Annotated in this window: 23 protein-coding genes; 12 read left to right on the forward strand and 11 right to left on the reverse strand. The window is 65.4% G+C overall.

Annotated features, from left to right (window positions below; all coding sequences use genetic code 11):
- Positions 1–4 precede the first annotated feature (4 nt).
- Together ACFJI2_RS18825 and ACFJI2_RS18830 are read right to left on the reverse strand one after the other, a co-directional pair.
- Positions 5–580 (reverse strand): hypothetical protein, encoded by a 576-nt coding sequence (locus tag ACFJI2_RS18825; protein WP_377701386.1) that lies wholly within the window; start codon positions 578–580, stop codon positions 5–7.
- On the reverse strand, positions 577–777 hold the full coding sequence (locus ACFJI2_RS18830) for a hypothetical protein (RefSeq protein ID WP_377701387.1): 201 nt from the start codon (positions 775–777) through the stop codon (positions 577–579). The genes ACFJI2_RS18825 and ACFJI2_RS18830 overlap by 4 nt, the downstream gene beginning before the upstream one ends.
- Positions 778–987: 210 nt before the next feature.
- Between ACFJI2_RS18830 and ACFJI2_RS18835 the strand changes: the two genes are divergently transcribed.
- The 3 genes from ACFJI2_RS18835 to ACFJI2_RS18845 are packed head-to-tail and all read left to right on the forward strand — an operon-like array spanning position 988 to position 2,708.
- Positions 988–1,668: a CsgG/HfaB family protein gene (locus ACFJI2_RS18835; RefSeq protein WP_377701388.1), complete on the forward strand. Its 681-nt coding sequence runs from the start codon at positions 988–990 to the stop codon at positions 1,666–1,668.
- A 9-nt stretch (positions 1,669–1,677) separates the two neighbouring features.
- On the forward strand, positions 1,678–2,049 hold the full coding sequence (locus ACFJI2_RS18840; protein ID WP_377701389.1) for a DUF4810 domain-containing protein: 372 nt from the start codon (positions 1,678–1,680) through the stop codon (positions 2,047–2,049).
- A complete protein-coding gene (locus ACFJI2_RS18845) occupies positions 2,046–2,708 on the forward strand; it encodes a DUF799 domain-containing protein (RefSeq protein WP_377701390.1) in 663 nt (220 codons plus the stop codon). Before ACFJI2_RS18840 ends, ACFJI2_RS18845 begins: the two co-directional genes overlap by 4 nt.
- On the opposite strand, the gene ACFJI2_RS18850 is transcribed toward ACFJI2_RS18845, so the two are convergent.
- The 6 genes from ACFJI2_RS18850 to ACFJI2_RS18875 form a co-directional block, all read right to left on the reverse strand.
- The gene (locus ACFJI2_RS18850; protein WP_377701391.1) at positions 2,698–3,741 is read right to left on the reverse strand and encodes an AbrB family transcriptional regulator; all 1,044 of its coding nucleotides are present in this window, start codon (positions 3,739–3,741) and stop codon (positions 2,698–2,700) included. The two genes, ACFJI2_RS18845 and ACFJI2_RS18850, sit on opposite strands and share 11 nt — an antisense overlap.
- A 20-nt stretch (positions 3,742–3,761) precedes the next feature.
- Entirely contained in the window at positions 3,762–4,829 is a 1,068-nt protein-coding gene (locus ACFJI2_RS18855; protein ID WP_377705869.1) for an ABC transporter ATP-binding protein, read from the reverse strand.
- A gap of 52 nt (positions 4,830–4,881) precedes the next feature.
- On the reverse strand, positions 4,882–6,657 hold the full coding sequence (locus ACFJI2_RS18860; RefSeq protein ID WP_377701392.1) for an ABC transporter permease: 1,776 nt from the start codon (positions 6,655–6,657) through the stop codon (positions 4,882–4,884).
- A 114-nt stretch (positions 6,658–6,771) separates the two neighbouring features.
- Positions 6,772–7,857, reverse strand: coding sequence for an ABC transporter substrate-binding protein (locus ACFJI2_RS18865; protein ID WP_377701393.1), 1,086 nt, complete (start codon positions 7,855–7,857; stop codon positions 6,772–6,774).
- A gap of 38 nt (positions 7,858–7,895) precedes the next feature.
- Positions 7,896–8,843: a tripartite tricarboxylate transporter substrate binding protein gene (locus ACFJI2_RS18870; RefSeq protein WP_377705870.1), complete on the reverse strand. Its 948-nt coding sequence runs from the start codon at positions 8,841–8,843 to the stop codon at positions 7,896–7,898.
- Between the two features lie 61 nt (positions 8,844–8,904).
- Positions 8,905–9,978: a porin gene (locus ACFJI2_RS18875; RefSeq protein WP_377701394.1), complete on the reverse strand. Its 1,074-nt coding sequence runs from the start codon at positions 9,976–9,978 to the stop codon at positions 8,905–8,907.
- 200 nt (positions 9,979–10,178) lie between these two features.
- On the opposite strand from ACFJI2_RS18875, the gene ACFJI2_RS18880 reads away from it, so the two are divergent.
- From ACFJI2_RS18880 to ACFJI2_RS18905, 6 genes are all read left to right on the forward strand, one after another.
- Complete coding sequence (locus ACFJI2_RS18880) at positions 10,179–10,874, forward strand: response regulator (RefSeq protein WP_377701395.1); 696 nt, start codon at positions 10,179–10,181, stop codon at positions 10,872–10,874.
- Complete coding sequence (locus ACFJI2_RS18885) at positions 10,874–12,328, forward strand: sensor histidine kinase (RefSeq protein ID WP_377701396.1); 1,455 nt, start codon at positions 10,874–10,876, stop codon at positions 12,326–12,328. The genes ACFJI2_RS18880 and ACFJI2_RS18885 overlap by 1 nt, the downstream gene beginning before the upstream one ends.
- 168 nt (positions 12,329–12,496) lie before the next feature.
- Positions 12,497–13,918 carry a sensor histidine kinase gene (locus ACFJI2_RS18890; protein WP_377701397.1) on the forward strand — a complete coding sequence of 474 codons (1,422 nt, stop codon included), beginning with the start codon at positions 12,497–12,499 and terminating at the stop codon, positions 13,916–13,918.
- On the forward strand, positions 13,908–14,489 hold the full coding sequence (locus ACFJI2_RS18895; RefSeq protein WP_377701398.1) for a hypothetical protein: 582 nt from the start codon (positions 13,908–13,910) through the stop codon (positions 14,487–14,489). Before ACFJI2_RS18890 ends, ACFJI2_RS18895 begins: the two co-directional genes overlap by 11 nt.
- Positions 14,489–15,847, forward strand: coding sequence for a sigma 54-interacting transcriptional regulator (locus ACFJI2_RS18900; protein ID WP_377701399.1), 1,359 nt, complete (start codon positions 14,489–14,491; stop codon positions 15,845–15,847). Before ACFJI2_RS18895 ends, ACFJI2_RS18900 begins: the two co-directional genes overlap by 1 nt.
- Before the next feature lie 271 nt (positions 15,848–16,118).
- Positions 16,119–16,445 carry a BON domain-containing protein gene (locus ACFJI2_RS18905; protein WP_028833657.1) on the forward strand — a complete coding sequence of 109 codons (327 nt, stop codon included), beginning with the start codon at positions 16,119–16,121 and terminating at the stop codon, positions 16,443–16,445.
- An 85-nt stretch (positions 16,446–16,530) separates the two neighbouring features.
- Here ACFJI2_RS18905 and ACFJI2_RS18910 read toward each other — a convergent pair whose 3' ends face one another.
- The 3 genes from ACFJI2_RS18910 to ACFJI2_RS18920 form a co-directional block, all read right to left on the reverse strand.
- Entirely contained in the window at positions 16,531–17,796 is a 1,266-nt protein-coding gene (locus ACFJI2_RS18910; protein ID WP_377701400.1) for a right-handed parallel beta-helix repeat-containing protein, read from the reverse strand.
- A 198-nt stretch (positions 17,797–17,994) separates the two neighbouring features.
- A complete protein-coding gene (locus ACFJI2_RS18915; RefSeq protein WP_028833658.1) occupies positions 17,995–19,317 on the reverse strand; it encodes a homoserine dehydrogenase in 1,323 nt (440 codons plus the stop codon).
- 54 nt (positions 19,318–19,371) lie between these two features.
- Positions 19,372–20,604, reverse strand: coding sequence for a pyridoxal phosphate-dependent aminotransferase (locus ACFJI2_RS18920; protein ID WP_028833659.1), 1,233 nt, complete (start codon positions 20,602–20,604; stop codon positions 19,372–19,374).
- 200 nt (positions 20,605–20,804) lie between these two features.
- Here ACFJI2_RS18920 and ACFJI2_RS18925 point away from each other — a divergent pair, with 200 nt between their 5' ends.
- The 3 genes from ACFJI2_RS18925 (at position 20,805) to ACFJI2_RS18935 (ending at position 23,822) form a co-directional block, all read left to right on the forward strand.
- Entirely contained in the window at positions 20,805–21,179 is a 375-nt protein-coding gene (locus ACFJI2_RS18925) for an Mth938-like domain-containing protein (RefSeq protein ID WP_377701402.1), read from the forward strand.
- Positions 21,180–21,277: 98 nt separating this feature from the next.
- On the forward strand, positions 21,278–21,742 hold the full coding sequence (locus tag ACFJI2_RS18930) for a peroxiredoxin (protein WP_377701403.1): 465 nt from the start codon (positions 21,278–21,280) through the stop codon (positions 21,740–21,742).
- 220 nt (positions 21,743–21,962) lie between these two features.
- On the forward strand, positions 21,963–23,822 hold the full coding sequence (locus tag ACFJI2_RS18935; protein ID WP_377701405.1) for a PhoH family protein: 1,860 nt from the start codon (positions 21,963–21,965) through the stop codon (positions 23,820–23,822).
- Positions 23,823–23,896: the final 74 nt, after the last annotated feature.

A 23,896-nucleotide genomic window follows, 5' to 3' on the forward strand; every position in this document is an offset into this window, starting at 1 on the left:
AGAACTAGCCGGGCGCGAGCCATCCACGGCGCGCAGAATCCGCACCGGCGGTGGCGCGCAAATCCTCGCGGGCGACTTCCGGCCCGCGCACCGTGACGGCACGCCGCAGAACCGCCTCGGCATCGTCCAGCAATCCGCGCCGCTGCAAGCCGCGCAGGTAGGCGGAGGTGCTCATCAGCAGCACATTGTCCGGCATACGCCGCAGGAAATTGGTTTTGCGAAGCGCCGAATCTTCAAATAACAGGATGGCGGCATCGACCTGATTCAACAGTTCACGAGTCAGTATCTCGCCCGCAGCCAGCTCTCCCCTGCCGCGGCTGCGCAAGCCGGGGCGCAGCGCCAGCAAGGCCAGAAACTCATCGAACACTTCCGTTTCGCCAATTTCTACGCGATCGCGATGCAGTGCAAGCCAGTGCATCACCTCCCGCGCCCCGGGCTTGTCCGCATGGCTGACTACTTCGTATTCCACCATATCAGGTACGATCACTGGCACATTCAGCAGCAGCAAGGTGTCGAGCGCCTGCGCCAGCGCGAGGGTGATAAGGGGACCGGCATCTGTAACGATCAGCGAGATCCTCATGCGAATATCTCCCCGCATAACGCGCATTGTGCTGGATTGAAATCGAGTGTGCTGTCCACGCGCGGCAAAGGCAGACCACGTTCAGCCAGGGCCAAGAGAATGTCGCCGCACCACAAGCCGGTCAGCTCCTGCAAGGCCAACTGATCAATTTCGCCCGCGGAGTAGGCTCGCAGCAAATTTTCCAGATTGGCGTCCACGGTGCGCTCCTGCGGCAGTGAAAATTTCACTATACGCCGGCGCGGCGCGCGCCGCTTTGACGAACATCATTGCGGCGGTGTCGAGTTTGGGAGGGCAGTGACTATTGGATAGATTGTAAGGCAAGCAAAGCAAGTAAAATTTCTTATAAGAAATTGGCGCAGCGTCCGCGCACGATTCCCTCCTATCTATCCACTCCACTCGGGCAAACCATGAAAATCCACCAATCCGGCGCCATGCTGGCAGCCGCACTGTGCGCATCCCTGCTTTCCGGCTGCGCCACCGAAAGCTCCCAGGCACTGGCCGTACCGACTGTTGCGGCCGCAGCGCGTCCCTACACCGGCGTACGCAGCCCTATCGCGGTCGGCAAGTTCGACAACCGCTCCAGCTTCATGCGCGGCATTTTCTCGGACGGCGTCGATCGTCTGGGCAGTCAGGCCAAGACCATCCTGATCTCGCACATGCAGCAGACCAACCGCTTCAACGTGCTGGACCGCGACAACCTGAACGAAATGAAGCAGGAAGCCGGCTTCAAGCAACAGGCGCAGAACATCAAGGGCGCCGATTTCATCGTCACCGGCGACGTCACCGAGTTCGGCCGCAAGGAAGTGGGCGACCACCAGCTGTTCGGCCTGGCCGGACGCGGCAAGACCCAGGTAGCCTACGCAAAGGTCACGCTCAACGTGGTCAACATTGCCACCTCGGAAGTGGTGTACTCCAGCCAGGGCGCTGGCGAATACAGCCTGTCGAACCGCGAAGTGCTGGGCTTCGGCGGCACCGCGAGCTACGACGCCACGCTGAACGGCAAGGTGCTGGACCTGGCCGTGCGCCAGGCAGTGGACCAGCTGGTGGCCGGCGTGGAAGCCGGTGCGCTGAACATCCGCAAGCAATAAGGAGCGCGCATGAACCCGTCCACGATTCAACGCGCCGCCGCCGTGCTGGCGCTGGCGGCCAGCGCCATGCTGACCGGCTGCGCTTCCGCGCCCAAGACCCTGTACCAGTGGGAAGGCTATCAGCCGCAAGTCTACCAGTACCTGAAAGGCGAAAGCCCGGAACAGCAGATCGCTGCCATGGAAAAGGACCTGCAAACCATCAGCGCCAAGGGCAGCATGGCGCCGCCCGGCTTCCATGCGCACCTGGGCATGCTGTACTCGATCGCCGGCAAGCCGGACCAGGTCGTGGCGCAGTTTGAAGATGAGAAGAAGCTGTTCCCGGAATCGGCGGCCTATATGGACTTCCTGCTCGGTAAGATGAAAAAAGGTGAAAAATTATGATGCGCCGTCTCCTGAAGCTGGCAGTCTGCGTCGTGCCGGCGGTGTTTTTCGCCGGCTGCGCCACGCAGAAAGCGCCATATGACTACACCGCGTTCAAGGCCGCCAAGCCGCGCTCCATCCTGGTACTGCCACCGCTGAACAACTCGCCGGAAGTCAAAGCCACCAACAGCGTGTACGCGCAAGTGACGTATCCGCTGGCGGAAGCCGGCTACTACGTGCTGCCGGTAGCGCTGGTGGGTGAAACCTTCAAGCAGAACGGCCTGACCAACGCAGCCGATATCCATGCAGTCGACATCAGCAAGCTGGGTGACATCTTCGGCGCGGACGCCGCACTGTATGTCACCATCTCCAACTACGGCGCAAGCTACACCGTGGTAAACAGCGTGGTCGTGGTTTCCGTGAATGCCAAACTGGTGGATATCAAGACGGGCACCGTCCTGTGGACCGGCGCGGCCAGCGCTTCCAACAACGAAGGCGGCAACAACGGCGGCGGCGGTCTGGTCGGCGCACTGGTGGCGGCTGCCGTCAAGCAAATCATCAACAGCGTCAGCGATACCTCGCACCCGGTCGCGGGCGTGGCCAATTCGCGTCTGCTGTCGGCAGGCCAGGCCAACGGCATCCTGTACGGCCCGCGCTCGGAAAACTACCTCAAGCAGTAAAGCTGCGGACCCGGCGGAACAGCGGGCCTATCACCAGCACCACTATCACCATGCGCGAAACATGGAATGCGGTGACGATGGGCACGCCGAGATGCAGGGTTTTGGCGGTGAGCGACATCTCTGCGATGCCGCCGGGCGAGGTGGCGAGGATGGCGGTGCCGGGGTTCAGGCCCGTCAGCCTGGCAAGCAGCAGGCCGAAGCCGGCGGCCAGTGCCAGCGCCAGCGCGCTGCAGGCGGCCACACTGCCCAGGTAGCGCGGCGCGGTGTGGAGGAAGCCGGGCGTGAAGCGCGTGCCGAGCGAGATGCCGATGAACAGCTGGCCCGCCTTCACCATCCATTCCGGCAGGCGGCTCAGGTGGATGCCGCAGGCGGTCAGCGCCAGCGCCATCAGCAGCGGGCCGATCACCCAGGCGTTGGGCAGCCGGCCTTTTTTCAGCGCCAGCGCGGCGCAGCTGGTGAGCACGATCAGCACCAGCAGGCCAGGCGGCTGCACGCTGCGCGCACCCGGCACGAACAGATCCGTCCCCATGCCCAGGCCATGCTCGCCCCAGTAGCGGATGGCGAACGGAATAATCCCCACCACCATCATGATGCGCAGGCTGTGCGCGGCGGCCACGCGTTCGACGTTGGCGCCGTGGTGCTCGCCCTGCACCGCCATTTCGGATGCGCCGCCCACCGCCATGGCGAAGAAGGCCGTGGTGCGGTCGGTGCGCGACAGTTTATGCAGCAGCCAGGCGCAGAAGCAGCCCAGCACCAGCGCGAAGGCGACGGCGGCGGCGATCCAGCCGGCCTGCGCGGCCAGCACGGCCAGCACCGGCGCGGTGAAGTACAGGCCGAGCGCGGTGCCGATGGCCCACTGCCCCGCTTCCCGCACCGGCACCGGCGCCGACAGGTCCAGCCCGCACAGGCGCAGCGCGGCAGTGGCGAACAGCGGCCCTATCATCCACGGCAGCGGCGTGTTCAGATACACGCACAGCAGCGCGGCCAGCAGGCCGGCGGCCAGCGCATAGAGGAAAGGCCGCGTGGGTTTCACGCTGCTGAGCTTCACACGGCCTAGAATACCCAGAGTTTCTCGGCCGGCAGCTGCAGCCAGTAGCTGCCTGCGTCCAGCTTGTACTTCGAGTAGGCGCGCAGGCTGATGTCGCCGTTGGCGCTCTCGAACAGGCACTCCCAGCGGTCGCCCAGGTACATGCAGGTAAACAGCGGGATCTCGATGGCGTTGTCCACCGGGGTCGAGCTGACCTTCACTTCTTCCACGCGGATCAGCGTGGCGGGTTCGGCCATGCCGGCGCCGCGCGCCGTGCCGCGCAGCCTGGCGCCGCCCACTTCCAGCGTCACATTGGCGCCGTCGCGCGACAGCACCTTGCCCGGCAGGCGGTTGTTACTGCCCATGAACTCCGCCGTGAACAGCGTCTCCGGCGTTTCGTACATGCTTTGCGGCGTGCCTTGCTGCTCGATCTTGCCGTTGTTGAGCAGCAGGATGCGGTCGGAAATCGCCATGGCCTCGGCCTGGTCGTGCGTCACCATCAGCGCGGACAGGCCCAGGCGCACGATCAGCTCGCGCAGGAAGGCGCGCGCCTCTTCGCGCAGCTTGGCGTCCAGGTTGGACAGCGGCTCGTCCAGCAGGATCACGGGCGGGTTGTACACCAGCGCGCGGGCAATCGCCACGCGCTGCTGCTGGCCGCCGGACATCTGGTGCGGATAGCGCTCGCCCAGGTGGCCCAGGCCGAGCTGCTTGAGCACTTCGTTGACGCGCTCCTTGATTTCGGCCGTGCCCATCTTGCGCAGCTTCAGGCCGTAGGCCACGTTGTCGAACACGGTCTTGTGCGGCCACAGCGCGTAGGACTGGAACACCAGGCCCAGGTTGCGCTGCTCGGCCGGCATCTCGAACGATTTCGAGCCGTCGAACACATTGCGCTCGCCGATGTTGATGGTGCCCAGCTTCGGGCTCTCCAGGCCGGCCACCGCGCGCAGCAAGGTGGTCTTGCCGCTGCCCGACGGCCCCAGCAGCGCGACCACTTCGCCCTTCTGCAGGTGCATCGAAACGCCCTTCAGGATGGGGTTGGCGGTGGCGCCCTGGCCGTATTCCAGGTGCAGGTCGTTGACGCTTAATTCGTTCATGGCGAGGTCTCGTTTCATGATAGTTCTCTCAGTTGTGCGCTTAGTTGTGCAGTTAGTTGTGCAACTTCACGCCGAAGCGCAGCGCAATGCCCAGGCCCACGGCCACCAGCGATATATTGATGAAGGACAGCGCCGCCACCAGGTCGGTCGAACCGCCCGCCCACAGCGACACCAGCATGGCGCCGATCACTTCGGTGCCCGGCGACAGCAGGTACACGCCGGTCGAGTATTCGCGCTCGAAGATCAGGAACACCATCAGCCACGCGCCCAGCAGGCCGTATTTGATCAGCGGCAGCGTCACGTCGCGCGTCACCTGGCCGCGCTTGGCGCCCACGGCGCGCGCCGCTTCTTCCAGTTCCGGCCCCACTTGCAGCAGCGCGGTCGAGATCAAGCGCATGCCGTAGGCAAGCCACACCACCGAGTACGCCAGCCACACGGCGAAGATGGTCGAGCGCAGCGAGCGCAGCGCCGGCACCAGGTGTTCGCTGAGCCACAGGGCCAGGCCGTTGTCCATGCCCTTCAGCATGCCGTCCAGCCAGGACGGCACGAACAGGAACACCCACAGGAAGGCCAGGCCGGCCAGCAGGCCAGGCACGGCGCGCGGCACCAGCACGCTGTAGTCCAGCAGGCGGGTGATGCCGTCCTGCTTGCGGTGCATGGCCAGCGCGATGGCGCAGTAGCAGGCCACGGCCAGGGCGCCGCCGATCACGCCGATCAGCACCGTGTTCAGGATGCCGCGCATCAGCGAGTGCTGCTCGAAGATGTCGCGGAAGTGCTGCAGGGTCAGCACGTCGGCCAGCTTCACGCCCTCGCCCCAGTACTGCACGAAGGAGCGCAGCACGATGCCGGTCAGCGGCAGGACGATGGTGAACAGCAGCCAGGCGAACAGCAGGCCGAAGGCGACCCACTTCCACTTACCCAGCGGCATGGCCTTGGTGCGCGCGCCCTTGCCCTTGATGGACACGTATTTGTTAGCCGACTTGAGCAGCCAGCGTTGCAGCATCACCAGCGGCAAGGTCACCATCACCAGGCAGACGGCGACGGCGGCCATCAGGTGGTAGGACGGCGTGCCCAGCTTGTTGGTCAGCTTGTACAGATAGGTGGCCAGCACCAGGTGGCCTTCCGGGTCGCCCAGCACCAGCACCAGGCCGAACACCTCGAAGCCGAGGAAGAACACCAGCACGCCGGCATACGACAGCGCCGGCAGGATCATCGGCAGCGACACGTTCATCATCACCTGCCATGGCGAGGCGCCGGCCACGCGGGCCGCCTCTTCCACGTCCGAGCCCAGGCTTTTCAGCGCGGACGAGGCGTACAGGTAGACGTGCGGCACGTGGGTCAGGCCGGCGATGATGACGATGCTGGTGAAGGAATAGATGTTCCAGGGGATGAAGCCGAGCAGCTCCTTGGCCCAGATCGAGTAGAAGCCCACCGGCCCCATCGAGACGACGTAGCCGAAGCCCATCACCATCGGCGAGACGAAGATCGGCACCAGCAGCAGCGGCGCGATCCAGCCGCGGCCCGGCAGGTCGGTGCGTATCATCAGGAAGGCCAGCGCGCCGCCCAGCGGCACGGCGATGGCCGCCAGGCCGGAGGCCAGGATCAAGCCATTCCAGAACGCCTGCGCGAAGTCCGGGTCGTCGATGATGAAACGGTAGGCGTCCAGTCCCAGTTCCTTGACCGGCATGAAGAACGGGGCCGACAGGAAGCTCTGGTAGAAGATCAGGAACAGCGGCAGGAAGATGGCGATCGCGGTCAGCGTCACCACCACTCCGCGCGGCCAGTTCAGGCTTCTGCGGCCGCTTGAGGGTAGGGTCAGTGTTTGCATGGTCGATTCTCGATTCAACGGTTGGCTGCGGCTTGGCGGGTTACGCTGCGCTAACCCGCCCTACGGCGGCCCAGCATGTAGGGCGGGTTCGCGCAGCGTGCCCCGCCATCCGCCTTACTTCTTGCCTGCGGTTTCTTTCCACTGCTTCAGGAAGGCCATGCGCTTGGCAGGTCCCAGGAATTGCAGCACGATGGGGTGCACCGGCACTGGCTTGACGTTGTCCTTGCCGATCTGCTTGATCAGGTCCGCCGAGGTGGTCTCGCCGGTGACGTCGGCGCGGATCGCGTACAGCTTCGATTCGTTGGCGATCACGGTCTGGCCGCGGTGCGACAGCATGAAGTCCAGCCACAGCTTGGCCGCGTTGACGTTCTTGGCGGCCTTGTTGATGAACATCACGCGCGACAGGATCAGCGTGTAATCCTTGGGCAGCACCACGCCGATGGACGGATCGGTCTTGGCGCGCACCAGCGCGTAGGAGCCCAGCACGTTGTAGCCGATCAGGTTCTCGCCGGACGAGATGCGCTCCATCATGGTGCCGGTGGACGACTGCACGCGCACCTTGGCCACGCCGAAGGCGTTTTCCATGTCGATGAACTTCGGATTCTCCTTCGCGTCCTGCGTCATGAACATGAAGCCGACGCCGGATTTTTCGATGTCGTAGGTGGTGACCTTGTCCTTGAACTTCGGCTGCTGGATCAGCTTGGTGAAGTCGGCGTGGGTCTGTGGCACTTCCTTGGCGTCCACCAGGCGCTTGTTGTAGACGATGGCGGCCGGCTCGAAGGTGGTGCCGTAAGCCTGGTCGTCCCAGATCGCCCAGCCGGGGATCTTGGACGCTTCCACCGATTTGTATTTCAGCGCGTGGCCGTCCGAAGCCAGGCGCATTTGCAGGTCCATCGCGGAAGACCACATCACGTCGGCGGTATTGCCGCCGGCCGCCGCTTCCGAGATGAAGCGGTTGTACACCTCGGTGGAATTCATGTCGTTGTACTCAACCGTGATGCCGGGGTAGATGGCGTTGAACTCCTTGATCAGGGGCTGGGTCGCCTTGCTGTCGGTAGCGCCGTAGACCACCAGCTTGCCCTCTTTCTTGGCGCCGTCGATCAGCTTCTGGTAGTCGGCTGGATAGCCGGCCGGTACTTGGGCAAGAGCTGCGGACGCAACGAGGGCGGCCGCGACGGCCAGGGTCGATTTGATGAACATGTAAGTCTCCAGTTAAGTAGCGTTTTTTGTAGCTTGTTTTAGCGCACCAGGCCGAATTCGCTGGCGCGCCTGCCGTAGTCGTCCACGGCCTTGCGTACGTAGTCGGCGAGCGCGTCGCCGGTCAATGCAAAGGGATAAAGGCCATAGGCTGCGCGGGCCTGGGCAAATTGCGGTGTCGCCATCATGCGCTCGAACACGCCCACCCACTGGCGGTAGTCCGCCTCGGGCACGTGCGGCCCCATCCACACGCCGCGGATGATGGGCCACACCACGTCCACGCCCTGCTCGCGGGCGGTGGGCACGGCCGCCAGCACGCCGGGCAGGCGCTGTTCGGACAGCACCGCCAGCACGCGCGTCTTGCCGTTGGCCGCGTACAGCGTGGCCTCGGACGCGTCGCCCGACACCACGTGCACATAGCCCGCGTCCATGGCGGTGAAGGCTTCGCCGCCGCCTTCCAGCGCCACGAAGCGCAGCACTTTCGGGTCCACGCCGGCGGTACGCATCACCAGCGCGATCTTCAGCCAGTCCTGGCTGCCGATGGTGCCGGACACGCCGATCAGCACTTTTTCAGGATGCTTTTTCAGCGCCGCCACCAGGTCGCCCAGGGTCTTGTAGGCCGAATCGGAACGCACGGCGATCATGCCGTAGTCCGCGCCCAGCGCCGCCACCCAGCGCACGTCGTCCGCCTTGGCCTTGCCGAACTTGCCCTGCGCCAGATTGAGCAGCGAGCCGCCGGAGAACACCACCAGGGTGTTCGGGTCGGCGCGGCGCTGCGTCATCAGCGAATGCCAGGCCACCGCGCCTATGCCGCCGGGCACGTAGCTGATATGCACGTCGCGCGGCGCGCCGCCCGACAGCGCCTGCAGCCCCTTCTGCGCCAGCTTGCAGGTCAGGTCCATCGCGCCGCCCGGTTTGGACGGCACAATGCACTCGACCCGGCCCGCCGCAGCCGGCGCGGCAGTCGCCGCCGGCGCCGCCAGCAGCATGGCAAGCGGGAACAGTAAGGTTGGCAGGGCTTTCATGGCGGTTGCTCGTGCTTAGTCGTGCTTAGAAGCGGTGCTGAATGCCGGTGACCACGCCGCGCTGGTTGGTGTCGAAGCCGGCGTCATCGCGCGACAGGCCGGTCAGCTGGCCGTTCTTGGACTTGGCGTAGGCGGCGGCCACATACACGTCGGTGCGCTTGGACAGCGCGTAGCGGTAGCGCGCCACGTACAGCGTGGGGTCGGCGTCCTTGCCGGCCAGGACGTTCTTCACGTTGATGCGGTACACGGCGCCGGTGAGGGTGGTGTTCGGAATGCCCTTGTAGGCCACGCCGGCCCACCAGGTGGTCGCTTTCACGTCCGGCGTGGCGGCCTTGCCGGCCACCAGCTTGTAGTCGCGCACCACGCCGTAGAACTTGAGCGGGCCGGTTTCGTAGGTGGCGCCCAGGTGGTAGACGGTGTTCTCGTCGCGGTTGCCGGTGGCGGCCACGGTGTTGCCGTTGATGCGCTCCCAGGTCGCCATCAGGCCCAGGCCATTGGCGGCGTAGGCCACGTTGCCCGCCATCTTGCGGCTGTCGGACTGGCCGGTGGTCTGCTCGCCCATGCCGTAGGTGGCGCCATACTTGAAGTCGCCGGTGCTGCCGGAGTACTTGATCAGGTTGTCGAAGGCGGTGGTGAAGCCGTACTTGCTCGGGCCGGTGGCAGGACCGCTGGTTGCCCAGGAGTAATACGGTGCGAAGCCCATCGGATCGTAGGAGATCACGGTGTCGTACACGGTGGTAAAGGAACGGCCCAGCACCAGGCGGCCGAAGCTGCCTTCCAGGCCGACGTTGGCCTGGCGCTTGAACAGCGGGCCGTCCTGGGCGCCGGTGTCGAGCAGGATGCCGCCTTCCAGCTGGAAGACGGCTTTCAGGCCGCCGCCCAGGTCCTCGGTGCCGCGCAGGCCCCAGCGCGAAGTGTTCATACCGCCGGAGATCACGCTGGTCTTCGAACCACCGCCAGGCGTGGCGTGGGAAGCGCTTTCGACGCCGGCGTCGATCAGGCCATAGACCTGCACGTTCGACTGCGCATGGGCCGCGCCGCCCAGCGCGCATGCCGCCATTGCAGCCGATACTGCCATCGTCAAAGTGGACTTCTTCATGGGTGTCTCCTATAGATATAATTGTTGGTGATATGCCTGATCACTGAAATCAGGCCTCCACTATAGGTTTCACTTCCTTTCAATTCTCTTTCACTGCGCTTTCACCGGCAATCTTGTCGCCATGTCACCACAAAGATTTACTTTTGGCGGCGCGGCGAGGAAGATGCAGGCCTGAGCATACACCTGGCAACACGAAAATCATGCGCATCCTCCTCGTCGAAGACCACACCGAACTGCAGCACTGGCTGGCCAAGGCCCTGCGCGACTCCCACCTGACGGTGGAATGCGCGGACAACGGCGCCGACGCCGACGCCCTGCTGCACACCCAGGACTACGCCCTGGTCATCCTCGATCTCACCCTGCCGCGCATGGATGGGCTGGAGGTGCTCAAGCGCCTGCGCGCGCGCGGCGGCCCGCGCGGCAAGACGCCGGTGCTGATCCTGACCGCGCGCGGCGGCCTGGAAGAACGCGTGCAAGGCCTGAACCTGGGCGCGGACGACTACCTGGCCAAGCCCTTCGAGCTGGCCGAACTGGAAGCGCGCGTGAAAGCGCTGCTGCGCCGCAGCGTGGGCAACGAAGCCCTGGTGCACACCTGCGGCGCGCTCAGTTTCGACACCATCACCCGCATGTTCAGCTACCACGGCGCCGCGCTGGCGCTCACCCCGCGCGAGCACGCCGTGCTGGAGGCGCTGATCAGCCGCAGCGGGCGCGCCGTCTCCAAGGACAAGCTGTTCGACGAAGTGTTCGCGCTGGCCGACGACGCCAACCTGGACGCCATCGACCTGTACATCCACCGCGTGCGCAAAAAGCTGGAAAGCAACCAGCCCGGCGCCGCCGCCATCACCACGCTGCGCGGCATCGGCTACCTGCTGCAGCCGCGCGAACCGGCCGCCTGATGGAACCCGCGCCGGACCACGCAGCAAACGGCGCGCCCGGCGCCCCGCTGGGCAGCCTGCGCGGCCAGTTGCTGCGCTGGCTGCTGGTGCCGCTGATCTGCCTGATGGCGCTGGACGCGGTCTCCGTCTACCGCAACGCGCTGGACGCGGCCGACATGGCCTATGACCGCTCGCTGCTGGCCTCCACGCGCGCGCTGGCCGAGCGCGTCTCGGTACAGGACGGCAAAGTGGTGGCCGATGTGCCCTACGTGGCGCTGGACAGCTTCGAGACCGACACGCTGGGGCGCATCTTCTACAAGGTCAGCGGCATCAACGGCGAGACCGTGTCCGGCTTCGACGACCTGCCGCCGGTGCCGCCCAACGTGCCGCGCTCGGAAGCCTACCCCGCGCTGGTGCGTTTCTATCACGCCAAGTACAACGGCCAGCCGGTGCGCATCGCCGCGCTGCTGCAGCCCGTGTACGACGACAGCATGCGCGGCATCGCCCTGATCCAGGTGGCCGAAACGCTGGACGCGCGGCGCGGCCTGTCCAACCAGATCCTGCTCGACACGCTGCTGTGGCAGGCCGGCCTGATCTTGGCCACCGGCCTGCTGGTGTGGTTCGCCGTGCGGCTGGTGCTCAAGCCGCTGATGCGGCTGAAGGAAGAAGTCGAAACGCGCAGCGTGTCCGACCTGTCCGACGTCGACCCCGCGCTGGTGCACAAGGAAGTGCGGCCGCTGGTGGAAGCGATGAACGGCTCGATGTCGCGCATCCAGGGCCTGATCGCCAGCCAGCGCCGCTTCATCGCCGACGCCTCGCACCAGCTGCGCACGCCGCTCACGGTGCTCAAGACCCAGTCCGAGCTGGCGTTGCGCGAAGCCGGCCGCGATGCCTGCGACGCGGCGGCGCTGCGCAGCATGGTGCAAAGCATCGCCAACACCACCGACTCGGCGGTGCACCTGGCCAACCGCCTGCTGATGCTGGCGCGCATCGAGCACAGCGGCGGCGCCGAACCGGTGCCGGTCGAGCTGCGCGCGCTGGCCCAGCAGGTGGCGCTGGAGCTGGCGGTGCCCGCCGTGAGCCGCAATATCGACCTGGCGCTGGAAGCCGAGCACGACGCGCTGGTGCCCGGCCAGGCGCTGCTGCTGCATGAAATGGTGGCCAACCTGGTCGACAACGCGCTGCGCTACACGCCCGACGGCGGCAGCGTCACCGTGCGCGTGCGCCCGGGCCTGGCCGGGCGCGGCCCCGTGCTGGAAGTGGAAGACAGCGGCCCCGGCATCCCGGAAAGCGAGCGCGAGCGCGTGTTCTCCCCCTTCTACCGCGCCGCCGCCTCCATGCAGCGCAACCCCGGCGGCGCCGGCCTGGGCCTGGCCATCGTGCGCGACATTGCCGCCCTGCACGGCGCCACCATCACCCTCGGCCACGGCGCCCGCAACCAGGGCCTGCACGTCAGCGTCGCCTTCCCCGCCTGATTCCGCCAAGAAGCAGCCTGAGCCGCATTCGGGGTCTGACGGGGACGCCGAGTCCCCGAATGCGGCTCAGGCTGCTTCGGGCGGGGACGGCCAATCGGACGCGGAGTTTCCTGCTTTTCCCCTATGATGCGCGGGTACGTTGCTGAGCCGTCCGGCCCCTCTTTTCCTATGTTTCCCAAGCTGTCATTCCGCCATTTGCTGCTGGGCGTGTTCTTGCTGATCGCCGTGCTGCTGAGCGCGACGTCGGTGCATGCCCTGCTGACCCTGGACCGCCTTGCCGCCCATAGCCGCGAGGCGGGCCAGCACGCCATCGCGCTGACGGAGAATGCGCAGCGCCTGGCCGAGCGCAGCGTGGCCATGGAGCGCAGCGCACGCCAGTTCCTGGTGCTGGACGATCCCGCCTTCCGCGAACGCTATGCCGAGGCCTGGCGCGATGCGCAGGCGGCGCTGGCCGCCGTGGCCGCCGGCCTGCCCGGCGCGCCGCCGCAAACCTTTGCCGACTGGAACCAGCGCAGCGAGGCGGCCTGGACCGTGCTGCAAAGCCCGCGTGGGCGCCGCATCAACCGCCAGCAGGCGCTCAACCAGGCGCTGACGGGACTGCCCGCCATCAGCCAGGCGCTGGAGGATGAGGTCAAGCGCGAGGTGGAGCGCCGCAACCAGCTGCTGCTCGATGAGCTGGACCAGCGGCGCGGCGTGCTGACCGGCCAGGTGGCGGCCGCCATTGCCGTGGCGGCGCTGCTGGCGGTAGGCTTCGGCGCCTGGGTGTCGCGCCCGCTCAAGCAGATCGAGCAAGCCATCCACCGCCTGGGCGAGAACCGCTACGGCGACGCCATCGCCGTCGAGGGGCCGAACGATTTGCGCCGCCTGGGCCAGCAGCTGAACTGGCTGCGCCAGCGCCTGTCCGACCTGGAGGCGGACAAGTCGCGTTTCCTGCGCCATATTTCGCACGAGCTGAAAACGCCGCTGGCGGCGCTGGTGGAAGGGGTGGCGCTGCTGGAGGACCAGGTGCTGGGCGCGCTCTCGCCGCAGCAGCGCGAGATCGCGGCCATCCTGCGCCAGAACACGGCCTCGCTGCAGAACCAGATCGAGGATCTGCTGCGCTACAACGCGGCCAATTTCGATGCCCAGCACCTGCTGCGCGCGCCGTGCGAGCCGGCCGCGCTGCTGCGCGAGGTGATCGCCAACCAGCAGCTGCAGTTGCAGGCACGCGGCCTGGTGGTGCTGGTCGAGGGCGCGCCGCGCGCGCTGCCGATGGATCATGACAAGATGGCCGTCGCGCTGGGCAACCTGCTGTCGAACGCGCTGCGCTTCAGTCCGCACGGCGGCACGCTGCGCTTCGCGCTGGACGAGCACCAGGGCATGCTGCGCATCGACTGCAGCGACCAGGGGCCAGGCGTGGCGGCGGAGGACGCCGAGCGCGTCTTCGAGCCTTTCTACCAAGGCGAACGCCAGCCGCCGGGCGCACGGCGCGGCAACGGCATCGGCCTGTCCATCGTGCGCGAATACGTGCAAGCGCACGGCGGCAGCCTGCAATTGCTTCCCTCCCAGGCGGGAGCCCATTTTCGGATTGAACTGCCTTATGACCACTAGATTGCTGTCCCTGCTGCCGGTACTGCCCGCCCTGTTGCTGGGCGCGTGCATGACGCCGACGCCGCCTCCACCGCAGCCGGCCGTGATGCCGGCGCCCCCGGTCGCGCCGCTGGCGCAGACGCCGCTCACGCACGTGTCGCCACAGGACGAGGCGGCGCCGCTGCTGGCTTACCACCAGAGCCTGCGCCGCATGCAGCAGGGCGAGTTGCTCAAGGAGCTGAGCGGCTTGAGCCTGCAGCAGTCCACGCCCAAGCTGTCGCTGCAGATCGGCATGATCCTGATGCTCACGCGCGGCAGCGGCGACCTGGCGCGCGCGCAGGCGCAGTTCGACAGCGTGGCCAGCTCCAGCGAGCAGGCCGCGCAGTCGCTCAAGCCGCTGGCGCAGCTGCTGTCTAGCCATTGCGCGGAGGCGCGCCGGCTGTCCGAGCACAACGAGAAGCTGATCGCGCAGCTGAAGGAAAACCAGCGCAAGACCGATCAGCTGAACGACATGCTGGAAGGCTTGAAGGCCATCGAGCGCAACCTGCCGGTGCGGCCGCCGCCGCAGTCGTCTTCGCAGGGAGGCCGCTGATGGCCGGCGCCCACCTCCTGCTGGTCGACGACGACCCGGACCTGCTGCGCCTGCTGTCGCTGCGCCTGACGGCGAACGGCTACCGCGTGACGGCGGTAGGCAGCGCGGAAGCGGCGCTGGCGCGGCTGTCGATCGAGCTGCCGCAGCTGGTGGTGAGCGACATCCGCCTGCCCGACCGCGACGGCATGGCGCTGTTCCAGGAAATCCGCTCGCAGTACCCGGCGCTGCCGGTGATCCTGCTGACCGCGCACGGCACCATCCCGGACGCGGTGGAGGCAACCACGCTGGGCGCCTACGCCTACCTCACCAAGCCGTTCGACGCCAAGGTGCTGCTGGAGCGCATCGAGCAGGCGCTGAGCCTGACGGCGCCCGCGCCGGTGCACGGCGGCGGCGACGACAGCTGGCGCGCCGAAATCATCAGCCGCAGCCAGGCCATGGCCGAACTGCTGGCCGAGGCCAAGCTGGTGGCGGCGTCCGACGCGAGCGTGCTGATACGCGGCGAGAGCGGCACCGGCAAGGAGCTGCTGGCGCGCGCCATCCACCGCGCCAGCCGGCGCGCGAAAGCGCCCTTCATTGCCGTCAACTGCGGCGCGATCCCGGAGCAGCTGCTGGAGTCCGAACTGTTCGGCCACGTGAAAGGCGCGTACACGGGCGCGGTGAGCAGCCGCGAAGGCCTGGTGCAGGCAGCCGACGGCGGCACGCTGTTCCTCGACGAGATCGGCGACATGCCGCTGCTGCTGCAGGTGAAGCTGCTGCGCGTGCTGCAGGAGCGCGTGGTGCGCCAGCTTGGCTCCGACCAGGGCCGGCCGGTGGATGTGCGCATCCTGTCGGCCACGCACCGCGACCTGGACGCGGCCATGCTGGAAGGCCAGTTCAGGGAAGACTTGTACTACCGGCTGAACGTCATCACGCTGACCTTGCCGCCGCTGTCGGAGCGGCGCGAGGACGTGGCGCTGCTGGCCACGCGCTTCCTGCATGCGCTGGCGGCCAAGTACCAGAAGACAGTAAGCGGCTTTGCGCCCGGCGCGCTGGAGGCGCTCACGCGCGCGTCATGGCCCGGCAACGTGCGGCAGCTGTACAACGTGGTGGAGCACGTGTGTGCGCTGGCCACAGCGCCGCTGGTGCCGCTGACGCTGGTGCAGCGCGCACTGCGCGTGCCGTCGCTGGAAGTGCTCAGCTATACCGAGGCCAAGCAGCGCTTCGAGCGCAACTACCTGGTGCAACTGCTCAAGCTCACCGACGGCAACGTGGCCGACGCAGCGCGGCTGGCGGACCGCAACCGCACCGAGTTTTACCGCCTGCTGCAGAAATACGACCTCAACGCCGCGCAGTTCCGCGCCGACGGCGCTGCCGAGTAGCTGCTTGCAGCTCATGTTGGCATGTCGTCACAAGGCGACAGAAAAAAACCCTGTGTTTTCAGTGACTTGGCAAATGAGACGCGAATCGTGTCGCCATATCACGACAAAACTTGTCTCAAATTGCTGCTTGTCGGAAAGTTAATCTGAGTGAAATCTCCAAGCCATTGATTTTATTGGATTTTCTGAAGCTGGCACACCGCTTGCAATAGGGAGGATAACGTCACAAGGCGTTCCGTTAGAAACCTTAGAAAACTTTTATGGAGTAGCAAACATGACGAATACCAAAATGATCTCCCGCCTGCTGGCCGCCGCAACCCTGACCGCCGCTTCGATGACCGCCGCCTACGCCGTGCCACAGCAAGAAGGCGCCATGGCGGGTGTCGGCACTGCCGCCACCGCTACCGATAGCGCGCTGAGCAAGAAAGTCCAGGCTGCGCTGTCCGACTACAAAGGCGTGGGCGTCACCGCAGCCCAGGGCGTGGTCACGCTGACCGGCCAGGTTGCCAACACCGACATCGGCACCAAAGCCATCCAGGCCGCTTCCGCCGTTGAAGGCGTGAAGGAAGTGAAAAGCGAACTGACCGTCGCCAGCAAGTAATCCGTTTTTGTAGCACCCGCAGTTGATGTTGTAGTACCTACCCAGAGTAAGACCTTTTCGCCGGGCCGCGTGTTGCGTAGCCCGGCTATTTTTTTGCCTGCGTTTTTGCCTGCGCGGCGGGTTCAAGCGCGCCCAGGCCGGCCAGCGCGCTGCCGGCGCGCGGACGGTAGTTGGGCAGCACGGGCAAGCTGCCGTCGGCCTGGCGCGGCGCATCCCAGCCCTCGGCGGAGACGCTGTCGAAATCGCTGTCGCGGACCGTGAGCGGCAGGGTCCAGCTGTTGTGAGCCTGGTCGGCGCCGGCGGCGTTGCGGACGGTGCGGCCTATATTGTTGCGCAGGGTGCCGAAGCTGGCCGGCGCGCCGTCCGGGGCGATGCCGCGCATGTCGTAGTCGGCGCCGTTGCCGAAGGCGGTGTTGTTGGTGAAGTCGAGCGCCAGCGGGTGGTGGTTGGCGTAGAAGCCGGCGGCCTTGTTGTTGAAGGCGACCGAGAAGCGCACCGTGTGCTTGACCGCGTTGGCCGCGTACACGCCGCCGTAGCCGCCGGCCTTGATGCCGTTGCCGTTGCCCGCCGCCAGCGGCGTCGTGGTGCCGGGCAAATAGCCGTGCTGCCAGGCCCACGAGTATTCGATGGTGACGGGCGAGTAGGCCTTGATGAGGTCGAAGCCGTCGTCGGTGTTGGCCCAGGCGCGGCAGCCGCGGAACACGTTGCCGGGCTGGTTGGCCTTGATGTGGGCGCCAAAGCCGTCCGCGCTCTGCCCTGCGCCGTTGGAGGTGTAGGGGTCGTAGTTGTGGTGGGAATCGCTGTTGAGCACGAGGTTGTGGCTGCCGTCGGCGATGAACACGCCGGGACCCATGTTGTGGTGGGCGTTGAGCTGCTCGAACACGTTGTGGCTGCCCTTGATCCACAAGCCCCAGGATTCGTGGTTGAGTCGGTTTTCCGGCTGCTGCGGCGCGCCGGTGATTTCCAGGCCTTTCAGGTGCAGCCAGTGGGCGGAGACGTTGATGCCTTTGACGCGGCAGTCGTCTTTCATGGCGGAGAAGTCGAACACCGGCGTTTCGCCCGGATAGGCCCAGTAGCGGATGGGGGCGCCTTCGCTACCGCTTTTGTTGAGAGTGATGGCATCCACCACGGCGGTGCGGCTGGCGCAGGCGGTAGCGGCGACGGTGTAGGCGTAGCGGCCGCCTCGGAAGTAGACGGTGTCGCCGGGCGCGGCGGCTTTTTGCGCGCGGGCGATCGATTGCCAGGGGGCGCTTTGGGTGCCGCTGGCGGCGTCGCTGCCGGTGGGGGAGACGTAATAGGTGGCGGCGCTGGCGTGGCCGGCGGCAAGCAGGGCGAGGATGATGGGCTTCAAGGCGGACTCCGGTGAGAGCGCCAAGAGTAGCATCGGCGGCGGGCGGCCGATGATCGAGTTGCTGATTATTGCTTGGTGGCGCGGCGGGTTACGCGCCGTTGGCGCTAACCCGCCCTACCTGTTGCCGTCGTTGCGTCGCTTGCCTCCGTAGGGCGGATTAGCACGCAGTGCGTAATCCGCCGCAGCGCCGCCCGGGAATCAGCTCAGGTTTTCCAGGCGGATCTTGGTGACGCTGCCCACCACGGTGGACAGGCCTTCCATCTTGGCGATGGCCGCGTTGACGTTCTTCTCCTGGGTCTGGTGGGTCAGGATGATGATGTCGGTGCGGGTTTCGTTCTCGGCCGGCTCCTTCTGCAGCATGGCGTCGATCGAGATGGCGCCGTCGGCCAGGATGCGGGTCAGGTCAGCCAGCACACCCGGCTGGTCCACCACGTTCAGGCGCAGGTAGTAGCTGGTGGTGATTTCGGCCATCGGCAAAATCTGGATGTCGGTCATCGCGTTCGGCTGGAAAGCCAGGTGCGGCACGCGGTGTTCCGGATCGGCCGTGGCCAGGCGGGTGATGTCGACCAGGTCGGCAATCACGGCCGAGGCGGTCGGCTCGGCGCCGGCGCCCTTGCCGTAGTACAGCGTGGCGCCGACGGCGTCGCCCTGCACCAGCACGGCGTTCATCGCGCCTTCCACGTTGGCGATCAGGCGCTTGGCCGGGATCAGGGTCGGGTGCACGCGCAGCTCGATGCCTTCGGTGCCGTTGACCTTGGCGCGCTTGGCGATGCCCAGCAGCTTGATGCGGTAGCCCAGCTGCTCGGCGTACTTGATGTCCACCGCGTTCAGCTTGGAGATGCCTTCCACGTGCGCCTTGTCGAACTGCACCGGGATGCCGAAGGCGATGGCGGACATGATGGTGGCCTTGTGCGCCGCGTCCACGCCTTCGATATCGAAGGTGGGGTCGGCTTCGGCGTAGCCCAGTTCCTGCGCCTGCTTCAGCACGGTGCCGAAGTCCAGGCCCTTGTCGCGCATCTCGGACAGGATGAAGTTGGTGGTGCCGTTGATGATGCCGGCGAACCAGTCGATGCGGTTGGCGGTCAGGCCTTCGCGCAGCGCCTTGATGATGGGGATGCCGCCGGCCACGGCCGCTTCGAACGCCACCATCACGCCCTTGTCCTGGGCCGCCGCAAAGATCTCGTTGCCGTGCACGGCCAGCAGCGCCTTGTTGGCGGTGACCACGTGCTTGCCATTGGCGATGGCTTGCAGCACCAGCGCCTTGGCTTCGTCGTAGCCGCCGATCAGCTCGACGACGATATCGATTTCCGGATCGTTGACGATGTCGAACGGATTGGCGACCACTTTCACTTTGCCGCCAGTGCGCTGTTTGGCGCGTTCCAGGTTGCGGGCCGAGACGGCCACCACTTCAATGCCGCGTCCGGCGCGGCGGCGAATTTCTTCCTGGTTGCGTTCCAGTACGTTGAACGTGCCGGAGCCGACGTTGCCGACACCTAACAGGCCTACTTTGATGGGTTTCATATTTGGTGAGTTCCTTGCAGCGCGGCCGGCGGCGCCGGCGCGGCGCTGTGATTATCAGATGGGGCTGCCGTGGCGCTTGCGATAGCCTTCCATGAAGCGCGCGATGCGTCCGAACGCTTCCGTCATGTCGTCCGTGTTCGGCAGGAACACGACGCGGAAGTGGTCGGGCGCAATCCAGTTGAATCCGGTGCCCTGGACTATCAGTACTTTGGTTTCTGCCAGCAAGTCGTAGGCGAATTGCTGGTCGTCCGCGATCGGGTAGATCTTCGGATCAAGACGCGGGAACATGTAGAGCGCCGCTTTCGGCTTGACGCAAGTGACGCCCGGGATATCGGTCAGCAGCTTGTAGGCCAGATCGCGTTGCTTCAACAGGCGCCCGCCGGGGCCGACCAGGTCTTGTATGCTCTGGTAGCCGCCAAGCGCAGTCTGGATGGCAAACTGGCCCGGCGCGTTTGCGCACAAACGCATCGAGGCCAGCATGTTCAGGCCCTCGATGTAATCTTTTGCATGGCGTTTCTCGCCCGACACCACCATCCAGCCGGCGCGGTAGCCGCAGGCGCGGTAGTTCTTCGACAGGCCGTTGAAGGTGACCATCAGCACGTCGTCCGCCAGCGAGGCGATCGAGGTGTGCTGGGCTTCGTCGTACAGCACCTTGTCGTAGATTTCGTCGGCGTAGATGATGAGCTGGTGCTGGCGCGCCAGTTCGATGATCTGCTGCAGCACCTCCACCGGGTACAGCGCGCCGGTGGGGTTGTTCGGGTTGATGACGACGATGGCCTTGGTGTTGCTGGTGATCTTGCGGCGCATGTCCTCGATGTCCGGGAACCAGTCCTGCTGCTCGTCGCACACATAGTGCACCGGGGTGCCGCCGGACAGGCTCACGGCGGCGGTCCACAGCGGGTAGTCGGGCGCCGGCACCAGCACCTCGTCGCCGGTGTTGAGCAGCGCGTTCATCGACATGACGATCAGTTCCGAGGCGCCGTTGCCCAGGTAGATGTCGTCGATGCCCACGCCGGCGATGTTCTTGCCCTGCGTGTAGTGCATCACCGCCTTGCGCGGCGCGAACATGCCCTTGGAATCGGTGTAGCCGGCCGCGCCATGCAGGTTGACCATCATGTCGTGGACGATTTCGTCGGGCGGATCGAAGCCGAACACCGCCAGGTTGCCGATGTTCAGTTTGGTAATCTTGTGGCCTTCCTCTTCCATCTGCCGCGCCTTCTCCGGCACGGGACCGCGGATTTCATAGCAAACTTCGGCCAGCTTGTTCGACTTGTTAATCGGTCGCAAAATCTAATCCTATCGAGATAACGGAGCCCGTGGCGGGCATGGCGCGCAAATGGTGCATTGCGAAAAGACCCATTCTGCCGAAGTCGCTTCATTAAATCAACCTTCGCGGGCCGCAGATCAAGGGAAAACGTTACAATAACGGTCTGAATCGCGTCCCTTTACGCCACTTTACGTACAGATACTTACGCATAAACTTTATTATGAAGCTCCACCCCAACAGCACCCAGGCTTACCAGACCGTCACCGGCTACTTCGCCGGCGGCGTGGAAATCAACGCCCAGCCTTTCGACTACAGCCTGATCGTGCTGCCGGAAACCCCGCCGCGCGCCTGGCCGGTGGCCAGCTTCGAGCAACTGACCGTTGAACATTTCGAGCAACTGCTGGCCGATGCGCCGGACGTGGTTATCCTCGGCACCGGCGAGCGCCAGCGCTTCGTGCACCCCAGGCTGACCGCCCCGCTGATGGGCAAGCACATCGGCGTCGAGTGCATGGACACCAACGCCGCCTGCCGCACCTACAACATCCTGATGGCCGAAGGCCGCAAGGTGACGCTGGCGCTGATCATCGAAAAATAGCTTGAATAACAAACTTTCGTCCCCACCTAAACGCCGCTGGGTACGCTGCCAGCATCCACCATGCCCACGCACCAGCGCCACCGTCCAGGAGAGCACCTGTGGCTGATAGCCCATCCGTAGCAACCATCGCCGACTTTTCCGCCGCCATGACCAGCGGCCAGACCTTCCAGCTGTCCGGCCGCCCGGCCCGGCACACCGTGCTGTTTTTCTATCCCAAGGACAACACACCTGGTTGCACGACGGAAAATATGGCCTTCCGCGACCTGCACGAGCAGTTCCAGGCCGCCGGCGCCGAGGTGTACGGCGTCAGCCGCGATTCGCTGAAGTCGCACGAGAACTTCAAGGCCAAGCTGGGCCTGCCCTTCGAGCTGATCTCCGACCCGGACGAGGCGGTGTGCCAGGCCTTCGGCGTCATGAAGATGAAGCAGATGTACGGCAAGACCGTGCGCGGCATCGAGCGCAGCACGTTTGTCATTGACGGTAGCGGCCGATTGGTGAAAGAATGGAGAGGCGTGAAGGTTCCTGGTCACGTCGATGAAGTACTGGAATTTGTTAAATCCTAGAGCGCACCAAACTGACGCACCAACATTCGATTTTGAGTCTGCAAAGTTCTCCCACCAACTGTACCAGGTGGCTGCGGCCACCAACCGGTACATTCAACGGGCGTTACCCGCCCGCGGCAGTTCTTATATTTCTTTTCGTCAGCATCCACCCCATGCGCCGCTATCTGCGCGGCGTGTCCAATGGGCGGACCCTTCCAGCATTTTTTAGATCGAGATCCTGATGCCACTGCCAAAACTGCCTACCAAGCCAGCAACCCTGTTGCTCGCAAAAGATTACCCGAAGGCCAGCGGCGTTCGTCCACAGCCTTTGCCCGTTGTTGAACTGGCGCCTGCCGCGGCGCCGAAAAAAGCTGCCAAGCCGGCGCCTGCGGCCAAGGCCGCCAAGCCCGTCGCCGTGCCCGCCGCTCCCGCTGCACCGATCGCCGTGGCACCGGCCGCCAAGGCGCCCGCCAAGACCGCCGCCGCGAAACCGGTTGCGAAGAAAGCCGCGCTGCTGCAGGCCGCGCCTGCCCCGGCACCCGTTGCCGCTCCTGCTGCCGCACCGGCCGCGCCGAAAGCCAAGGCGCCGCGCGGCAAGTCCGCGCCGGTGCTGGTGGAAGCGCCGCATCCCGCCAAGCACAAGCCGGTGGAAGTGACCATCAAGTCCTCCACCAGCCGCCATGCCGACCAGGAAGGCAGCACCAAGCTGTTCGTGCTCGACACCAACGTGCTGATGCACGATCCATCGTCGCTGTTCCGCTTCGAGGAGCACGACGTCTACCTGCCGATGATGACGCTGGAAGAGCTGGACAACCACAAGAAAGGCATGACGGAAGTGGCGCGCAACGCACGCCAGGTCTCGCGCACGCTGGACGCGCTGGTTGGCAGCACCGACGACGACGCCATCGAAAGCGGCATCCCGCTGTCCAAGCTGGGCAACAAGGACGCCAAGGGCCGTCTGTTCTTCCAGACCAAGCTGCAGATCGCCGAACTGCCATCGAGCCTGCCGCAAGGCAAAGCCGACAACCAGATACTGGGCGTGGTGCGTTCGCTGGAAGACGAGCAGCCGGGCCGCGCCGTGGTGCTGGTGTCGAAAGACATCAACATGCGCATCAAGGCGCGCGCGCTGGGCCTGCCGGCGGAAGACTACTTCAACGACCACGTGCTGGAAGACACCGACCTGCTGTACTCGGGCATCGTCCAGCTGCCGGACGACTTCTGGAACAAGCACGGCAAGGACATGGAGTCCTGGCAGGAAAACAAGAACGGCCAGAGCGCCACGTTCTACCGCGTTACCGGCCCGGTCATCCCTACCCTGCTGGTGAACCAGTTCGTGTTCCTGGAGCCGGCCAATGGCGAGGCGCCGTTCTACGGCCAGGTCAAGCAGATCAATGGCAAGACCGCCGTGCTGCAAACCCTGCGCGACTACAGCCACAACAAGAACAGCGTGTGGGGCGTGACCGCGCGCAACCGCGAGCAGAACTTCGCGCTGAACCTGCTGATGAACCCCGAGTGCGACTTCGTCACGCTGCTGGGCCAGGCCGGTACCGGCAAGACCCTGCTGGCGCTGGCCGCAGGCCTGGCGCAGGTGCTGGAGACCAAGCTGTACAACGAGATCATCGTCACCCGCGTCACGGTGCCGGTGGGCGAGGACATCGGCTTCCTGCCAGGCACCGAGGAAGAGAAGATGTCGCCGTGGATGGGCGCCTTCGACGACAACCTGGAAGTGCTGAACAAGTCCGACAGCGATGGCGGCGAATGGGGCCGCGCGGCGACGCAAGACCTGATCCGCTCGCGCATCAAGATCAAGTCGCTCAACTTCATGCGCGGCCGCACCTTCGTCAACAAGTTCCTGATCATCGACGAGGCGCAGAACCTGACGCCCAAGCAGGTCAAGACCCTGGTGACGCGCGCCGGTCCGGGCACCAAGATCCTCTGCCTGGGCAACATCGCGCAGATCGACACGCCTTACCTGACTGAGGGTTCGAGCGGCCTGACCTACGTGGTGGACCGCTTCAAGGGCTGGTCGCACAGCGGCCACGTGACCCTGGCGCGCGGCGAACGCTCGCGCCTGGCCGACCACGCCAGCGACGTGCTGTAACAACGCCACCGCAGTACAAAAAGGGGTCAGGGTTAATTAATTTGGAAATATTTCCAAATTAATTAACCCTGACC

Origin of the sequence: Pseudoduganella sp. UC29_71, from assembly GCF_042693265.1 — a bacterium.
Classification (GTDB): domain Bacteria; phylum Pseudomonadota; class Gammaproteobacteria; order Burkholderiales; family Burkholderiaceae_D; genus Rugamonas.

Excerpts from the sequence above, each read along its gene's own strand:
- ACFJI2_RS18870 (WP_377705870.1), bottom strand. The coding sequence starts at position 8,843 with ATGCTGCTGGCGGCGCCGGCGGCGACTGCCGCGCCGGCTGCGGCGGGC.
- ACFJI2_RS18875 (WP_377701394.1), bottom strand. The coding sequence starts at position 9,978 with ATGAAGAAGTCCACTTTGACGATGGCAGTATCGGCTGCAATGGCGGCA.
- ACFJI2_RS18840 (WP_377701389.1), top strand. The coding sequence starts at position 1,678 with ATGAACCCGTCCACGATTCAACGCGCCGCCGCCGTGCTGGCGCTGGCG.
- ACFJI2_RS18860 (WP_377701392.1), bottom strand. The coding sequence starts at position 6,657 with ATGCAAACACTGACCCTACCCTCAAGCGGCCGCAGAAGCCTGAACTGG.
- ACFJI2_RS18905 (WP_028833657.1), top strand. The coding sequence starts at position 16,119 with ATGACGAATACCAAAATGATCTCCCGCCTGCTGGCCGCCGCAACCCTG.
- ACFJI2_RS18880 (WP_377701395.1), top strand. The coding sequence starts at position 10,179 with ATGCGCATCCTCCTCGTCGAAGACCACACCGAACTGCAGCACTGGCTG.
- ACFJI2_RS18825 (WP_377701386.1), bottom strand. The coding sequence starts at position 580 with ATGAGGATCTCGCTGATCGTTACAGATGCCGGTCCCCTTATCACCCTC.
- ACFJI2_RS18835 (WP_377701388.1), top strand. The coding sequence starts at position 988 with ATGAAAATCCACCAATCCGGCGCCATGCTGGCAGCCGCACTGTGCGCA.
- ACFJI2_RS18935 (WP_377701405.1), top strand. The coding sequence starts at position 21,963 with ATGCCACTGCCAAAACTGCCTACCAAGCCAGCAACCCTGTTGCTCGCA.
- ACFJI2_RS18915 (WP_028833658.1), bottom strand. The coding sequence starts at position 19,317 with ATGAAACCCATCAAAGTAGGCCTGTTAGGTGTCGGCAACGTCGGCTCC.
- ACFJI2_RS18900 (WP_377701399.1), top strand. The coding sequence starts at position 14,489 with ATGGCCGGCGCCCACCTCCTGCTGGTCGACGACGACCCGGACCTGCTG.
- ACFJI2_RS18845 (WP_377701390.1), top strand. The coding sequence starts at position 2,046 with ATGATGCGCCGTCTCCTGAAGCTGGCAGTCTGCGTCGTGCCGGCGGTG.
- ACFJI2_RS18855 (WP_377705869.1), bottom strand. The coding sequence starts at position 4,829 with ATGAACGAATTAAGCGTCAACGACCTGCACCTGGAATACGGCCAGGGC.
- ACFJI2_RS18885 (WP_377701396.1), top strand. The coding sequence starts at position 10,874 with ATGGAACCCGCGCCGGACCACGCAGCAAACGGCGCGCCCGGCGCCCCG.
- ACFJI2_RS18925 (WP_377701402.1), top strand. The coding sequence starts at position 20,805 with ATGAAGCTCCACCCCAACAGCACCCAGGCTTACCAGACCGTCACCGGC.
- ACFJI2_RS18865 (WP_377701393.1), bottom strand. The coding sequence starts at position 7,857 with ATGTTCATCAAATCGACCCTGGCCGTCGCGGCCGCCCTCGTTGCGTCC.
- ACFJI2_RS18895 (WP_377701398.1), top strand. The coding sequence starts at position 13,908 with ATGACCACTAGATTGCTGTCCCTGCTGCCGGTACTGCCCGCCCTGTTG.
- ACFJI2_RS18890 (WP_377701397.1), top strand. The coding sequence starts at position 12,497 with ATGTTTCCCAAGCTGTCATTCCGCCATTTGCTGCTGGGCGTGTTCTTG.